The sequence below is a fragment of the Cupriavidus sp. GW823-FHT06D04 genome (assembly GCF_058795055.1).
In genome coordinates, this window is record NZ_JBXAHL010000035.1 from 1 (window position 1) to 15,433 (window position 15,433).

The 15,433-nt window shown below is 62.0% G+C and carries 16 protein-coding genes and 2 pseudogenes; 13 read left to right on the forward strand and 5 right to left on the reverse strand.

Annotated elements, in window-relative coordinates:
• Positions 1–93 precede the first annotated feature (93 nt).
• Positions 94–309 (forward strand): hypothetical protein, encoded by a 216-nt coding sequence (locus AC1Q7H_RS30705; protein WP_013959495.1) that lies wholly within the window; start codon positions 94–96, stop codon positions 307–309.
• Here AC1Q7H_RS30705 and AC1Q7H_RS30710 read toward each other — a convergent pair.
• The 4 genes and pseudogenes from AC1Q7H_RS30710 to AC1Q7H_RS30725 all read right to left on the reverse strand — a co-directional run.
• Complete coding sequence (locus AC1Q7H_RS30710; protein WP_492382101.1) at positions 225–470, reverse strand: IS1096 element passenger TnpR family protein; 246 nt, start codon at positions 468–470, stop codon at positions 225–227. The two genes, AC1Q7H_RS30705 and AC1Q7H_RS30710, sit on opposite strands and share 85 nt — an antisense overlap.
• 693 nt (positions 471–1,163) lie before the next feature.
• Positions 1,164–1,439, reverse strand: a complete 276-nt coding sequence (locus tag AC1Q7H_RS30715; protein WP_228772592.1) for an H-NS histone family protein — start codon at positions 1,437–1,439, stop codon at positions 1,164–1,166.
• Positions 1,440–1,959: 520 nt separating this feature from the next.
• A pseudogene (locus tag AC1Q7H_RS30720) lies at positions 1,960–2,169 on the reverse strand (IS110 family transposase); the annotation flags it as partial.
• Positions 2,166–2,676: pseudogene (locus AC1Q7H_RS30725) on the reverse strand (transposase); the annotation flags it as partial. The pseudogenes AC1Q7H_RS30725 and AC1Q7H_RS30720, both read right to left, overlap by 4 nt.
• A gap of 237 nt (positions 2,677–2,913) precedes the next feature.
• Here AC1Q7H_RS30725 and AC1Q7H_RS30730 point away from each other — a divergent pair.
• Genes AC1Q7H_RS30730 through AC1Q7H_RS30760 form a run of 7 tightly spaced genes read left to right on the forward strand, consistent with a single transcriptional unit; the run spans position 2,914 to position 10,383 of the window.
• Positions 2,914–3,189 (forward strand): ribbon-helix-helix protein, CopG family, encoded by a 276-nt coding sequence (locus tag AC1Q7H_RS30730; RefSeq protein WP_013959501.1) that lies wholly within the window; start codon positions 2,914–2,916, stop codon positions 3,187–3,189.
• A 3-nt stretch (positions 3,190–3,192) separates the two neighbouring features.
• The gene (gene hyfB / locus AC1Q7H_RS30735) at positions 3,193–5,217 is read left to right on the forward strand and encodes a hydrogenase 4 subunit B (RefSeq protein ID WP_153955582.1); all 2,025 of its coding nucleotides are present in this window, start codon (positions 3,193–3,195) and stop codon (positions 5,215–5,217) included.
• Positions 5,218–5,224: 7 nt separating this feature from the next.
• Entirely contained in the window at positions 5,225–6,172 is a 948-nt protein-coding gene (locus AC1Q7H_RS30740; protein WP_153955583.1) for a respiratory chain complex I subunit 1 family protein, read from the forward strand.
• Positions 6,173–6,182: 10 nt separating this feature from the next.
• On the forward strand, positions 6,183–6,842 hold the full coding sequence (locus tag AC1Q7H_RS30745) for a formate hydrogenlyase (RefSeq protein WP_153955584.1): 660 nt from the start codon (positions 6,183–6,185) through the stop codon (positions 6,840–6,842).
• 16 nt (positions 6,843–6,858) lie between these two features.
• Positions 6,859–8,298 carry a hydrogenase 4 subunit F gene (locus tag AC1Q7H_RS30750; protein WP_035825909.1) on the forward strand — a complete coding sequence of 480 codons (1,440 nt, stop codon included), beginning with the start codon at positions 6,859–6,861 and terminating at the stop codon, positions 8,296–8,298.
• A gap of 4 nt (positions 8,299–8,302) precedes the next feature.
• Positions 8,303–9,853, forward strand: a complete 1,551-nt coding sequence (locus AC1Q7H_RS30755; protein ID WP_492382102.1) for a hydrogenase large subunit — start codon at positions 8,303–8,305, stop codon at positions 9,851–9,853.
• Entirely contained in the window at positions 9,853–10,383 is a 531-nt protein-coding gene (locus AC1Q7H_RS30760) for an NADH-quinone oxidoreductase subunit B family protein (RefSeq protein ID WP_013959507.1), read from the forward strand. The genes AC1Q7H_RS30755 and AC1Q7H_RS30760 overlap by 1 nt, the downstream gene beginning before the upstream one ends.
• 169 nt (positions 10,384–10,552) lie before the next feature.
• On the opposite strand, the gene AC1Q7H_RS30765 is transcribed toward AC1Q7H_RS30760, so the two are convergent.
• Positions 10,553–10,756, reverse strand: coding sequence for a ribbon-helix-helix protein, CopG family (locus AC1Q7H_RS30765; RefSeq protein WP_013959508.1), 204 nt, complete (start codon positions 10,754–10,756; stop codon positions 10,553–10,555).
• Between the two features lie 184 nt (positions 10,757–10,940).
• Between AC1Q7H_RS30765 and AC1Q7H_RS30770 the strand changes: the two genes are divergently transcribed.
• The 5 genes from AC1Q7H_RS30770 (at position 10,941) to AC1Q7H_RS30790 (ending at position 15,413) form a co-directional block, all read left to right on the forward strand.
• A complete protein-coding gene (locus AC1Q7H_RS30770) occupies positions 10,941–11,213 on the forward strand; it encodes an HPr family phosphocarrier protein (protein ID WP_013959509.1) in 273 nt (90 codons plus the stop codon).
• Between the two features lie 13 nt (positions 11,214–11,226).
• The gene (locus AC1Q7H_RS30775) at positions 11,227–12,057 is read left to right on the forward strand and encodes a fused MFS/spermidine synthase (RefSeq protein ID WP_041229096.1); all 831 of its coding nucleotides are present in this window, start codon (positions 11,227–11,229) and stop codon (positions 12,055–12,057) included.
• Between the two features lie 42 nt (positions 12,058–12,099).
• A complete protein-coding gene (locus AC1Q7H_RS30780; protein WP_035825899.1) occupies positions 12,100–13,260 on the forward strand; it encodes a DUF1275 domain-containing transporter in 1,161 nt (386 codons plus the stop codon).
• A 132-nt stretch (positions 13,261–13,392) separates the two neighbouring features.
• Positions 13,393–15,252 carry an RNA polymerase sigma factor RpoD gene (rpoD, locus tag AC1Q7H_RS30785; RefSeq protein ID WP_153955586.1) on the forward strand — a complete coding sequence of 620 codons (1,860 nt, stop codon included), beginning with the start codon at positions 13,393–13,395 and terminating at the stop codon, positions 15,250–15,252.
• Entirely contained in the window at positions 15,249–15,413 is a 165-nt protein-coding gene (locus AC1Q7H_RS30790; RefSeq protein ID WP_013959513.1) for a hypothetical protein, read from the forward strand. The genes rpoD and AC1Q7H_RS30790 overlap by 4 nt, the downstream gene beginning before the upstream one ends.
• Positions 15,414–15,433 lie beyond the last annotated feature (20 nt).

Below are 15,433 nucleotides of genomic sequence, written 5' to 3' on the forward strand. Positions count from 1 at the left end.
CATTCACTCTGACTCTACCGCCCCCAGACTGGGTCAATCGAAATCAGGTGACACGACAACAATTCTGACGCCGGGGGACCACAGCACGCACCAATGCTAAAGGCCAATGAGGAAACCTACCTCGCACCGCTGGCTCAAGCCATTGAAAAGCAAAACATCAACCAATTTAATCACCGTTTCTCGGCGGCGGTGAACGGTTGTAACGCGTGTCATACCGCATTGGGCTATGGCTTCATTCTGTTTAAGGTACCAAAGCTGCCGAAGCAGGAGTTTCTTGACTTTTCCCTCAAGACCGACCCCAAGCGCTGACGTTCGCTCAGCGTCAGGGCGGTTTTCACCATGGAAAACCGCATAGCGCCCTCACGGGCTTCGCCGTACCGCCGGCCACGAATGGTGAACTGGTGCAGATGTTCGTCCGTCCAGCCCATGACCGCCTGGATGACAGGCGTGTGGTAGACGATAGTGCCCATCAAATTGTATTTTGGCCGCTCTCCCCGGTGAAAGACGCCTACCTGTTCTTCCAGAAGGTCGAGTAGCAGAGCGAAATTGATGTGCTCGGCATCCTATGCAGCAAGTTGGTTGGCTATGGCGCGATCCACGGAAGCGGGTTAAGTTTAGTTTGCGTTTGAACGCCATATCGAACTCAAGCGCCCTTAGCAATAGTCTTCAGTCCATAGACAGGGCTGATATAGATCAATGGATTGAATCACGGAACGCTCCTTCAATGTCTTGGCCGTGCGCGGTGGCGGCGCTGGCCGGCGGCCAGTCGCTGCATGAATGGGCCCGTCACGCTGGCCAAGGCACGCTCGCCAGTGATGATGCCAGGGTGCCAGCATGTCTTGGTACTGTTCCCTGACGTTCGTACCGAGCGTCCGGCCCAGGCGCCTTGGCGAATACGAAGCGCGGGCAACTCACAGCGGTTAATCGATTTTTCGTTCTACGGCTCTCTTCTACCGGATCGCGAGCTTTTTTCCGCCGCGGCATCGAGGAGAACGTTGATCGCCCACGTCGCGGGCGCCGTCACGGAGTGCAGCCATTTCCGTCAGCGGATGTCCCGGCAGGCTCGTGGACGCGGCGAAAATCCTCCTTAGCCTGCCTCCCCCACGTCCTCTTCGGAGGTCCTATCAAGTCGCCGGCGCGCGTGGGGGCCCGCGTGCGACCGGTCATTCCTGCGGGATGAGGAAACGCTCGGGACGTTTGCCCAACCACGCAGGCGCCCGCCCTCGTCCGGACCAGGTTTTCCCGGTCTTGGGATCCATATACTTCGGCGGCAGCGGCTCCTTTTCCGCGGGAGCGGAGGCGGTACCGGCGGGCGTGCCCCGACGGCGCCGCGGCGCGACATCTTCCGGCGACAGACCATACTGGGACATCAAGCCGCGAATCTGTTCGATGACGCTCGCGACCTCGGTGGCGCGTGCCTCTTCGATCTGTGCTTCCAAAGCTTATTTTTGCACAATCAGTTCTTTATACGTCGCCATCTCTTCGTCTCCAATTTTCAAGTCACGATTGACTTATACGCATTCTAAAGTCGGTCCACAAGGTGTTCTCTAGATACTGATATGACTTCCCGTGTCAATCGGGATTGGTCTTTGGTTTCTGGTTTGTGCGTTTGATCTGAATTTCCTGAGGGCGACGTAGCAGTAAGTCTCGACGGTGGCTCACACTGGATATTCGCGGGTTGGCTACCGCATTACAGAGGTCTACCTGGACGTCCCCCGTTTGCGAAGGTTTTCGTGCGCGCTGACTGACAGGATAGGTTGCAGCTCTACATTCGGCCTTATTGCAGCCTGACGCGCTGCGGGCCCCTATGAAATCCGCTGACTCGCACCTCATTCCGCCCACGAGCTAAAAGCTCTCTCTGTAATTCAGGTTTGGCGAGCCCCGGTCCGACCTGTGTTGTCATCGCATACGATTGCCACCGCAACCTTTCAACGTGTCGTCCTGTAAAGGGTTATTGCTAGCAATCGCCTTGCATGCCTGGTCGTCTTTCAGCCATGTCTGCAAGCGCCGTTCAATGTCGGCGATCTGCCGGTCGAGCTTATCGAGGTCATTCCACTGCTCGCGCAGTGACTCGATGAGCATGCCGGGTAGTCGCCCGGCGAGTTTCTCCAGAACACCGGGGATTGCCTTGTCGAGCGCCGCTCGGCTCTTGCCCATCACTTCACCATGGCCTGCAAGCCCAGTACGGCCGGGGAGAAGCGCCAGTTGACCACTGCCTCGCGCAGGGCCGCTTCGAGACGGCTGCATTGCGCGATCCGGTCCTCGATAGCACGTCGATTTTCGTCAAAGGCAAGTTGCTGCCACGCGCTATCGAACACAAAGGCGCTGATCCAGCGCCGGTGAGCTGTTCCCCAGTCGGCTCTGCCGCTGTAGCGGACCCCATGTGAAAGCAGAAAGGCCCTCAGCCGTTGGCGGGCGCGCTTCATATCGTCTTTGGCGTTGACCCAGGCGTGACAGATCCCGGAATGCTTCGTCCTCGACGCTGGGCACGTACACCGCCGACAGCTCCCCTGCACGCAACGAGCGCACCAGCTTGACCGCAGCGCGCCGATCGGTCTTGACGCGCTCTCCGGGCTTCTTCGGGATTAGCGACGGCGCGCACACCATGCATTCGAATCCCTTCCCTGCAAGCTGCCGGTAAAGGCCATATCCGCATGGGCCCGCATCGTCTACGAGGCGGGCCAGTTGGTCGCGCTCGAGCTTGCTTACCCGCTCTGCCAGATGGCACAAGTGCGGCTGTTCGTGCGCCGGACGACCACTATCGGTGGCGGCCAACCGGCTGCTGACGGAAATCGAGAAAAACTTCTCGGTGTTCCGGAATCGGCCGGCCAACGCCTCTAGCCCTTTGGATTCGCATGACCATCATCTATGATGTGATTCATGTAATCATCGTATTGCCATCTTGAGGCTCCCATGGAGCAAAAGACCGCTCGGCTTACGCTGCTCATCGATCCCAACAAGAAGGCTGCCTTCGAGCGCCTTTGCGCACAGCAGGATCTGACCGCCTCGCAGGTGATACGGCGTCTTATCCGCGACTACCTGGCCCGGCATGGCGTCCAGTACGTCCCCAGCGGCGTGGACACGGACAAAGCGGAAGCCATGGGCAAAGAGAGGCCACCGGTCGGCGCGCCGTCGCGGCGCGACGCGAAACTTCCCGCCAAGCGCCGTGCGATCCGTCGCGGAGCCTGATCCATGAGCAGCGTGCCCCCTCTTACCCAATGGCTCCATCTCGACTGGATGCTTGTTGTGGTTGGGGCCTGGCTGCTTGTCGGCGTGGCAGGGGTCCTGGTGCTGCATCGGTTTGCCCTGGTATCCCACGTGCTATTCCCCATCGGGGGACTGCTAGGGCTGGCGCTGTTCGGTCTGGCGCTCCACGCCGTATTCCGCGCGCCTGAGGCTGCCGTGCTGCCCATTGGCCTGCCCGCACTGCCGTTCCACCTCCGGCTCGACAGCCTGTCGGCCTACTTCCTGATGGTAATGGGAGGGGTGGCGACCGGCATCTCGACGTTTGCGGCTGGCTACTTCCGCAAGGGCGAAGGCACGCCACCAGGCCTCCTTTGTCTTGAGTACCACCTGTTCCTCGCCAGCATGACCGGGGTGATCCTGGCAGACGATGCCTACTCTTTCATGGTGATGTGGGAAACCATGGCGTTGTCTTCATTTTTCCTGATGACCGCCAACCACCGCATCGCCGAAGTCCGCGCCGCCGGCTATCTCTACATCACGATGGCACGCATCGGAGCGATCGCCATCCTGCTGTGCTTTGGCGTGCTCCAGGCCAACACCGGCGACTATACGTTTGCCAGCATGCGAGGCCAGGCGCTGACGCCGCTCTGGGCCTCGGTCGGTTTCCTGCTGGCGCTGTTCGGATTCGGCGCCAAGGCCGGCGTCCTACCTTTGCACGTCTGGCTGCCGGAGGCGCATCCGGCTGCGCCGTCACCGGTGTCGGCAATGATGAGCGGCGTCATGCTCAACACTGCCATCTACGGCCTGCTGCGTGTGTCCTTCGACCTGCTGCACGTGCGTCTGTGGTGGTGGGGCGGATTGCTGCTGGCCATTGGATTGGCCACCGCGCTGTTCGGCGTGGTCTTTGCCGCGGTACAAACCGACATGAAGCGGCTTCTGGCTTATTCGTCGATCGAGAATATGGGCCTACTCTTCGTTGCCATGGGCCTGACACTGCTGTTTTCAGCCTACGGCATGGCGCCAATGGCCGCCCTGGCCCTGACAGCCGCGCTCTACCATGTCGCCAGCCATGCCTTCTTCAAGAGCCTGCTCTTTCTGGGAACCGGTAGCGTGCTGCATGCCACCGAGGAGCGAAGCCTCGGCAAGCTAGGCGGATTGATTCGCTATATGCCATGGGTGGGCTGGCTGACGCTGCTGGGCGTGTTGGCTAGCGCCGGGCTGCCCCCGCTCGGCGGTTTCGTCTCAGAGTGGCTGCTGCTGCAGAGCTTCCTGTTCACGCCGGGTCTCCCGGAACCGATATTGACCATGCTGATCCCGGTGGTAGCCGCGCTGATCGCGCTGGTGGCGGCACTGGCCGGCTACACCATGGTCAAGTTCTTCGGGGTGATCTTCCTCGGCCAGCCCCGTGAGCCCAAGCTGGCCCACGCGCACGACGCCGGCCGCTGGGAGCGCGCGGGCATGCTGTGGCTGGGGCTGGGTTGTATCGCGCTTGGCCTGCTGCCGACCCAGTTCGTCCAGCTGATCGATCCGGTGACGCAGCAGCTGGTGGCGAGCGGACTCGGCGCCCGGACCGCGGCCAGCGGCTGGCTGCTGGCGCCGACCGGCCTGGCTCAGGCCAGCTATGGGCCGGTCATTTTCCTGCTAGGCATCCTCGCCAGTTTTGCGCTCGCCTACCTGCTGGTGCGCCGCTTTTACCACGGTCGGCTTCGCCGCAGCCCGCCCTGGGCTTGCGGCTTCCCATGGAGCACCGCGCGCATGCAGGACACTGCCGAGGGTTTCGGACAGCCGATCCGCCAGATCTTTGAACCGTTTTTCCTGATGCGCCGCGATCTGCCGACGCCATTCGATGAACAGCCGCACTACCGGGTCACAGTGGCGGATCATTTTTGGCGCTGGATGTATGTCCCCGTGATCGATCTGGCGTCGTATCTGGCCCGGCTGATCGGCCTGTTGCAACAGGGACGCATCTCGGCATACCTGCTGTACAGCTTCCTGACCCTGGCCGCCACGCTATTGGCTGTGATGCGATAAAGGTTACATGAACCTGACCGGAATCCTGTCACAGCTACTCGAGATTGTGATCTCGATCGCGCTGGCGCCACTACTGATCGGCTGGGTCAATCAGTGGCGGGCATGGCTGCAGAACAAGTCGGCACCCAGCCTCTGGCAACCGTATCGAATGCTGCACAAACTATTCAACAAGGAATCGGTGGTCGCAGATAATGCGTCGCCGCTGTTCCGCGCCACGCCCTATGTGGTGTTCGGCTGCATGGCGCTCGCTTGCTCGATCATCCCTACCGTTTCCACGGACCTGCCACTGGCACCGGCCGCCGACGCGATCGCCCTGGTCGGCCTGTTCGCGCTGGCGCGGGTCTTCATCTCGCTGGCGGCGATGGATGTCGGCACCGCGTTCGGAACGCTGGGCGCGCGGCGCGAGATGCTGATCGGCTTCCTGGCGGAACCGGCGCTGCTGATGGTGCTGTTCTCCGCCTCGCTGATCTCCAAGTCCACCTCGCTCACCACCATTGTCGAGACGATCGCTCACCGGGACCTGGCCATCTACCCGGGCCTGGCGTTTGCCGGCGTTGCGTTCACCATGGTATCTCTGGCCGAGAACGCCCGTATACCGGTCGACAATCCCGCCACTCACCTCGAGCTGACGATGATCCACGAGGCGCTAATCCTCGAATACTCGGGCCGACATCTGGGACTCCTTGAATGGGCGGCCAGCCTCAAGCTGTTCGCCTATTCCTGCATCGGCCTGGCACTGTTCTTTCCCTGGGGCATTGCCGAAGCGCATGCTCCCCTGGCCATACTGCTGGCGCTGCCCGCGCTGCTGCTCAAGCTCATCGTGGGTGGGGTCCTGCTGGCGGCGCTGGAGACGGCGAGCGCCAAGATGCGCATCTTCCGTGTGCCGGAGTTCCTGGCCACTGCCTTTCTGCTGGCTGTGATCGGCATGCTGGTCCACTTGCTGCTGGCTCACTGAGAACACGGCAATGACTGCGCTCCTCACCCAGTTCGTCAACCTCCTTGGCGCGGTGCTATTGATCCTCGCCTTCGCCATGATCTCGCAACGACGAATCCTGTCGCTGATTAACCTGTTCACGCTGCAGGGGGCGACCTTGGCGTTGGCCACCGCCGTCGTCGGCTACGTGACGGGCCAGCCGCACCTTTATCTGTCGGCCGGGCTGACCCTGATACTCAAGGTGTTGCTCATCCCCTATCTGCTGCACCGCGTTATCGATCGTCTCCAGATACGCTGGGACGTCGAGACGCTGATCAACATTCCCACTACCATGCTGATCGGCATCATAGTGGTTATCTTCGCCTTCAACCTCACCATGCCGATCTCGCGGCTGTCGCTGAAGCTCGCCAGCGGCACGCTGGGCATCGCGCTGGCCTGCGTGCTGTTGTCCTTCCTGATGATGATCACGCGCTCCAAGGCGGTGCCACAGGTCATCGGTTTCCTGGCGATAGAGAACGGTCTCTTCTTCGCCGCCACCGCCGCAACCTACGGCATGCCGATGGTGGTCGAGCTGGGCATCGCACTGGATGTGCTGATCGGCGTGCTGATCCTGGGTGTGTTCATGTTCCAGATCCGCGAGCAGTTCGACAGCTTGGACATCCGTAACCTTGAGAAGCTGAAGGAGGACTGAGTTGATTTCCTTGGCCATGCTGCTCGCAACCCCGTTCGCCGGAGGGCTGGTGCTGGCGCTGGTGGGACATCGCGAGCGTGCACGCGACATCAATGTCGCGTTCAGCCTGGGCACATTCCTCGCCGCCTGCATGCTTACGGCGCAAATCGTCGCCAATGGCCCGATGCTGGCGTGGGGCCGTGAGTTCTACATCGACCCGCTGAACGTTTTTCTGGTTGCGCTCACCGCGTTCGTGGGCCTGACCACCTCGATCTTCTCGCGGCCGTACATGCGGGTGGAGCACGATCACGGTAAGATGACGCCGCCGCGGCTGCGCCTGTACCACAGCATGTACCAGCTCTTCACCTTCACCATGCTGCTGGCGCTGACGACCAACAATATGGGCATCGTGTGGGTTGCGATGGAGGCCGCCACACTGACCACGGTGCTGCTGGTCAGCGTCTACCGCACCGCCGCTAGCCTGGAGGCGGCATGGAAGTACTTCATCCTGTGCGGGGTGGGGATTGCCCAGGCACTGTTCGGCACGGTGCTGCTGTACATGGCCGCCGAGCAGGTCATCGGCCCGGAGGGTGGCGCGCTGCTGTGGACCAACCTGGACGCGGTCAAGCGCCAGCTCGATCCCAACATCATCACGCTGGCGTTCGCCTTCCTGTTTATCGGCTATGGCACCAAGGTCGGCCTGGTCCCACTGCACAACTGGCTGCCCGATGCCCACGCCGAGGGGCCAACCCCGGTGTCCGCGGTGCTCTCCGGCCTGCTGCTCAATGTGGCGCTCTATGCCGTGCTGCGCTGCAAGGTGCTGACCGATGCGGCGCTGGGCAACCATCTGACCGGCCGCCTGATGATGGGGTTCGGCCTGCTATCGGTGGTCGCGGCCGTCTTCTTCCTGATCCGGCAGCGCGACATCAAGCGCATGTTCGCGTATTCGTCGATCGAGCACATGGGCTTGATGACCTTCGCCTTCGGCATGGGCGGGCCGGTCGCCAGCTACGCCGGCCTGCTGCACATGACGGTGCATTCGCTGGTCAAGTCCGCGATCTTCTTCGCTGTTGGCCACGCCGCGCAGAAAGCTGGCACGCAAATCATGGACGACATCCGCGGACTGATCCGTGTCAGTCCCACGGTCGGCTGGGGTCTGATGGTAGGGGTGCTCGCCATCCTGGGTATGCCGCCGTTCGGGGTCTTTGCTAGCGAGTTCCTGATCGTCACGACCGCCATGCGCGAGCAGCCTTGGGCCACGCCCTTCCTGCTGCTCGCACTCGGGTTGGCGTTCGCCGCGGTGTTCAGTCGGGTGCAACCGATGGTGTTCGGCGACACCACGCTAAAGCCGCTGGCGCATCCGCCAGCGCTGGTCCCGGTGTTCACGCACCTCGCCCTGGGGCTAATGTTGGGTCTTTATATCCCGCCCTATCTCAACACCTGGTACCGGCAGGCAGCCGCCATGCTGGGGAGCTGACCCGATGACACCGTCAGATCTCAGGCTCGATCTGCTGCGGCTGCCCGGGCCCCTGCCAGTCTGGCATGGCCAGGTCGGGCACGACGGCTGGTCCGCCACGGCCCGTGCGGTGGCGGACGCGGGCGGGCGCCTCGTCGCGCTGTGGGGCGTCGACCGGAGTGGCAGCGGCGGTGCGTTGACGGCATGCGTGACGTACGCCACGCCGCGGGGACTGATATGGCTCGAACTGCGGCTTGATGGTATCGCGCCCGCGGTGCCGGATCTGGCCGGCGTATTCCCATGCGCGGGCCGGATGCAGCGTGCCATGACCGACCTGGTGGGTATCGCCGTGCCGGGCAACCGCGATGCCCGGGCCTGGCTGGACCACGGCCTGTGGCCGCCGGGGGCGCGGCCGCTGCAAAGCGGCGCGTCTGCGGGAGCGGCCACGGCCGGCAAACTGCCTGCCGACTATCCTTTCGTGCGTGTGGAGGGTGACGGGGTGCACGAGATCGCCGTCGGCCCGGTGCATGCCGGCATCATCGAGCCCGGCCATTTCCGCTTTTCCGTGGTCGGCGAGAAGGTGCTGCGGCTGGAAGAACACCTGGGCTACACCCACAAGGGCATCGAGCGGCGTTTCGCCGATCTGGCGCCGCTTGAGGGTTTCCGGCTGGCCGGCCGGGTCTCGGGCGATTCCACCGTGGCTTATGCCTGGGCCTATTGCATGGCGCTGGAGTCCGCCTGGGGCTGCACGCCTCCACCGCGGGCGGACTGGCTGCGCGCCCTGATGCTCGAGCGTGAGCGGGTGGCCAATCATATGGGTGACCTGGGGGCGCTGGGCAACGACGCGGGGCTTGCCTTCGGCCAGGCGCAATTCTCGCGCTTGCGCGAAGACTGGCAGCGGCTGTCCGGAGAGGCTTTCGGTCACCGGCTGATGATGGACGCCGTGGTGCCGGGCGGCGTTGCGCGCGACCTGACGCCAGCGATGCTTGAGCGCCTGCGTCAGCAGTGCGACCACATTGAGCGGGAAGTACGCGTGCTGCGTGCGGTGTACGATGAGCACGCGGGCCTGCAGGACCGCTTTCTTGAGGCGGGCCGCGTCACGCCACAGCTTGCCGCCCGGCTTGGGCTGACCGGCCTCGCCGGACGCGCCAGTGGCCGCGCCGTGGACCTGCGCTGCGACCTCGCCTGGCTACCTTACGATAGCTTGACAGTGAAAATGGCCACCCACCGCGGTGGCGATGTCGCCGCCCGCGTGGCGGTGCGATTCGATGAGCTGTTGGAGTCGCTGCGCCTGATCCGCGCTATCTGTGCAGGCCTGCCGGACGGAGCCACGCGAATCGTGCTGCAAGCGCCCGCTCGCGCCGCCATCGGGGCAGGATGGGTGGAGGGCTGGCGTGGCGAAGTCTTCGTCGCGCTCGAACTTACCTATGACGGCCGCATCCTCCGTTGCCATTGCCACGACCCATCGTGGCAGAACTGGCCGGTGCTCGAGCACGCCATCATCGGCAACATCGTGCCGGACTTTCCGCTGATCAACAAATCCTTCAACCTCAGCTATTCGGGGCACGATCTCTGATGTGGCAAATCCTCAAGCAGATTGCCCGCACCGGCATTGTCACCGAGCCGGCGCCGCCCACCGCGGCGGGCGAGCCCGCCTCTATCCAGCGCATTCACCGGGAGCTGCTCGACATTCTCGGTCAGGCGCTGACGATCCGGCAGGTCGACGCAGGCTCGTGCAATGGCTGCGAGCTGGAGATCCACGCACTCGGCAATCCTTACTACAACATTGAAGGTCTCGGCATCAAGTTCGTCGCCAGCCCGCGCCATGCCGACATGCTCCTGGTGACCGGACCCGTCTCGCGTCACATGGAAGAGGCCCTGCGCCGCACCTACGCGGCAACCCCGGAGCCGAAACTGGTAGTGGCGGTGGGCGACTGTGGCTGCACCGGCGGTATCTTTGGGGAGAGCTATGCAAGCTGCGGTCGTGTCGCCAATGTCATCCCCGTAGACGTAACCGTGCCAGGCTGTCCACCGCCGCCATTAGAGATCCTGCGCGGGATTCTGAGCGCCATTCGGCAGCGGCAGACCAATCCCGCACGGCGCTAGCGATGTTGCTCGCCAGGGCGCCTTGTATGCGATGCCCTGCAATTTGCCAACTTAGGCCCAGACTCGCAATCGTCGACACCGCTTGGCCCCGAAAGCACCTAACGCGCGTCGCGCCATGTGAAGCAGACCCATGCGAACGCCTGGGCAACTAGCCCTTTCCTACTACGTATCACCCACGTTCCTTCGCCGCCAAACCAGGTGCGCCGATCTTCGGTTTGGTGGCGTAGTCCACCTCGTACTGCTGCAAATAGTCGCGGATCATCTGGCGAACAATCTGAGATGGCGTCTGGTCTTGGGCGGCACAGAGCGCCTCAAAAGCCTTCTTCTTCTCCGGATCGATCAATACGGTCAGGCGAGCGGTCTTGGATTCCATGCGTTCTGGAGTGTCATGTTATGATAATAGCATTATCATTATATACAATTGCAAGGCTCACCACGTATCCCGCCGACATGAACTGTCGTGATGCCGGAGCGTAAGCAAAACTGCATGCCAAGCACGCACTCGCGGCATCAGTAGGGATGAGCGTTTTGGCTCACTTTTTTTCGATGAGGGCACAGTGGTAGAAGTGACCATAGAGGTGGCCGCCAAGGATGGGCTTCAGGCACGGAATTCCGCGCGCTTGGCTTTCACGGCCAATCAGTTTGAGTGCGACATCCTGCTCACCAGCGGCCCCTGGGTCGCAAACGCCAAGAACGTGATGGAGGTCATGCGGCTGTCCGCTCCGGCGGGGACGTACATACGCATCCAGGCGGACGGCGTGGACGAGGCCGCCGCTGTCGTTACCATCGCGGCCTTGCTCAGGGGGGATGCACTCCCCAAGTCTCTCTAATGGAAACGGACAGATGCACGCCGACCGCTCCTCGTTCGAGGCCTATCTGAAATTCCTGGCCGAGGCGACCAGCGACGGTACGCCCCAGGTGTTGGAAACCAAGCACGCGCTGTCGCTGCATTTCGACGCACTGGCCACCCAAAGCTTCATGTCGCGCAAGGATCCCGACAAGCTCGTGCTGGGTTACACCAGGACGATGATGGGGTTCCTGCTGTTGCACCCGACTCCAACCAGAATCTCGATGATCGGCTTGGGTGGCGGTTCACTTGCCAAATACTGCTACCGGCATCTACCCAACACCAAGGTTGTGGCAATTGAGATCAATCCGGCGGTCATCGCCTTGCGCGAGCAGTTCCAGATCCCGCCGGACGACGAACGACTCGAGGTGGTTTGCGCGGATGGCGCCGAATATGTCGCGAACCAGAATGCGCGTCCGGACGTCATCCTGGTGGACGGCTTCCTGGCCGACGGCATGCCGGTACAGCTTGGCACCGCGGATTTTTATGCCGCCTGTCATGCACGCCTGGCCGACACCGGTGTGCTGGTCGCGAATTTTCTCGAAAGCGATCCCGATATCCCGCTCTATCTGGAGGAAGTCAGCGCCGTGTTCGGCAAATCAATGTCGATTTCCCTGTCCGAGGACAGTGCTAACTACACGCTGTTCGCCTGGAAAGGGGCACACAAGCTGCCCGCTCTAGAAGCACTGAAGGCGCGGGCGCGCATCCTGGAAACGGCGCATTCGCTGAACCTGACTGCAGCCGCTCACCGTCTGAAACGCGGCGAGCGCCTTGCATCGGATCGTGCCGCCTGGCCCAAGCTGGCAAGGCGGTCGGTCCGGTATTGACAAGCCTCTTCCTTGCGTGCAGGCCTTCTCACCAACGCAACCATGCCAATCCTGTACTTGCGTAAGCTGACCGGGAAGGAGCGCAGTCCCGACAGCAATCGGCAACTGGCCTGCTACCTGGCCTTTGTTGCCGGAGCAACCAACGCAGGCGGCTTCCTCGCCGTGCAGCAGTATACCTCGCACATGTCGGGGATCGTGTCCGCCATGGCTGACAACCTGGCGCTTGGCAGTTTCTGGCTGATGTTGGACGGCCTGGGGGCGCTGCTGTCGTTTCTGGCGGGCGCCGCCTGCTCAGCGGTGCTGATTAACTGGGGTCGGCGCGAGCACCTGCATAGCGAATACGCATTGCCACTCATGCTGGAAGCCGCGCTGTTGGTGTGTTTTGGCCTGCTTGGAAGCAATCTCGAGCACCACGAATGGCTGTTCGTGCCGGCAACGGTCATGGTGCTCTGTTTCATCATGGGCTTACAAAATGCCATGATCACCAAGCTGTCAAACGCCGAAATCCGCACCACGCACGTGACCGGAATGGTCACGGACATCGGCATAGAACTGGGCAAGCTGTTTTACTGGAACTTGTCCAGAGCCGACTTGAGCAAGCCACCGGTGCTCGCCAATCGGCACAAACTGCGGGTACTCATCACGCTCATCGCATTGTTCTTCGCCGGCGGGATCATTGGTGCCCTGGGGTTCAAGCACGTCGGGTTCAGCGCCACGCTCGTGCTGGCAACCCTGCTGCTCGCCCTCGCGGCAGTCCCTGTGCTCGACGATGTGCGTCTGCACTTGTGGCGCCGGGACCTTCTGCCTCATTTGGCCTCACGCTCCCGGCGTTGGGCTCGCGCAGTCAAGGAAGATGCGCACGCGGTGTGGCTGGCCGCGCAAGATCGCCGCACGCCATGGTATGCGAAAGCGCTAGCCTTGCTGGTCGCCGCCTATGCCTTGTCGCCCATTGACCTGATTCCGGATTTCATTCCAGTGCTCGGCTATCTGGATGACGTGGTGGTGGTGCCTCTCGGCTTGTTGCTAGCAATACGATGGATTCCGGTTGAAGTGATGCGCGAGCATCGCGCAGCGGCCGCTGCAGCCATCAGCCGCCCCGTCATCCACGTCGCGGCGCTGGTGATCGTAACGCTCTGGGCCATTGCTGCGGTGTCGGCATTGATCTGGCTCGTGCAACATCTTCCCGGGCGGGGAGGCAACTGAAAGGACGGCCCGAACTGGCACAGCCATCGGCCAGCCCCTCAGTGAAGTCGCGGTCTGGCTGACGCCGGGGGCAGAAATGATGCGCTTTGCGAACGCCTCAGGCGGAAGCGAGGCGCGTGAGCGCGCAATTAAATGAGCGAGAACCTACGTACAAGCCTGCTTGCGCTAATCGCCCTTGGCAAAGAGCGCGGTTTCCTGACGCGTGGTGAGCTGAGCGATCAGCTTCCGGATTGCGACGAAACATCAGGTGCCATCGACCGGACGCTGGCGATGGTGGCCGATCTCGGCATCGAGGTGGTCGACCGAGCGCCGGCGGAAGCTCCAGCTTGGCTGACTCAGGATGCGGCACCCTCCGCAAATGAGGAGGATGTCGCAGAGGAAGTCGCCGCGGCCATCACGCAGAGCGACGGTCGATTGACTCGCACGACGGATCCCACGCAGATGTACCTGCGAGAGATCGGCGCGATCCCTCTTCTGACGCGCGGGGAGGAGGTGGCCATCACCCGGCGCATCGAAGACGCATTGGCGGAAATGATGGCGGCGATGGTGGCTTGCCCAGTCGTGGTTTCCGAACTCCTGGCTATGGCCGACCGGGTTGCCTGCGATGAGATGGCATTTGATGATCTGGTCGATCACATTGTGGAGCCGCAAGCCGAGGCAGGCGGTAGCCTGCAATCAGAAGCGCAGGTGCAGACCGAAACGGAGCTGGAAGGTGACGATACAGGGCTCGACGATGGCGATCCGGTGCCGATGACGTCTTCTGATAGCGAATCACTGCGATGGCGGGGCATTGCCTTCGAAAGGTTTGCAGCAATCCGATGCCAGGCCAATGCGCTTGCCAGAGTCGCTTGCTGCCCAAAAGCAGAACCCACCCAGTATGTCAGGGTGCTGATCACCCTCCAATCTGAGCTTGCGGCATTCCGCTTTAGCCCGCCCGCCATTGCGGAGCTCACACAGATCCTTGAAGCGTTGATCGGGGAGGTTCGTCAAACGGAGTGCCACATCGCCGAGATTCTGATCGACAAATGTGGCATCGCGCGCGAAGTGTTTCTAGAAGGATTCAGGGATCAAGCCGCAAATCTAGACTGGATGAAAGCGCTCGCCGCCGAGAACCCTGCCATTCGCGCTCACCTGACAAGATGGGCGCCTGAAGTGCGAGCGCTTCAGCAACAGTTGCGTGCCCTGGAGGCCCGCGCCGGGATGCCGCTGGGGGATCTGCGGGAAACCGCCAAACGAGTCGCGAAGGCGAAGACGAAAGCCCTGCAAGCCCGGTCCGAGATGATCGGGGCCAACCTCCGACTGGTGGTCTCCATCGCCAAGAAATACCAGAACCGTGGCTTGCCGTTGCCGGATCTCATCCAAGAGGGAAATATTGGACTCATGCGCGCCGTAGACAAATTCGATTACCGGCGCGGCTACAAGTTCTCAACCTACGCCACCTGGTGGGTTCGGCAGGCGGTCATACGTGCCATCGCCGATAAGGCGCCCTCCATTCGTATACCGATGCATCTTGTGGAGGCCATGGGCAAGATCAACCGGCATTCACGCGAGATCTTCAGGGAAACTGGCGCCATGCCAACGCCGTCCATGTTGGCTGCCCGTTTGGCGATGAGCGAGAAACAGATCAAATCCATCCTGAATCTCGTCAAGCAGCCGATCTCGCTGGAGACGCCTTTGGGGGAAAGCGGGGATGCCCTACTAGGAGACACCTTGGCTGACGAGGACACGGTATCCCCAGTGGACGCGGCGACCCAGGTGGCACTCCATCAGGAAATGGAAACCGTTCTGGCAAGGCTAACCCCGCGCGAGGCAAAAATTTTGCGCATGCGCTTTGGCGTAGGGCTGCAGACAGACTACACGCTGGATGAAATCGGCGCGCAGTTCGGTCTGACCCGCGAGCGCATCCGCCAACTGGAATCCCAGGCATTGCGAAAGTTGCGAAAACCTGAGCTGACGACACGGCTCAATGGCTTCGTAGAGAGAAAGACATGAGCGACGAACAGTATCACCGTGCCGTGGACCTGATCCACTTGCTCTACGCAGCACTGGTCGGCCGGATGACGCCCGGCGGAGGCGAGGAAGCCCGTGAGCTGGCCGAGAGCGCTATGCAAGAGGCGTCGGAATTCCTCGGACTACCGTCGAAGGAACGGTAGTTGAACGAGATCGCGGCGCA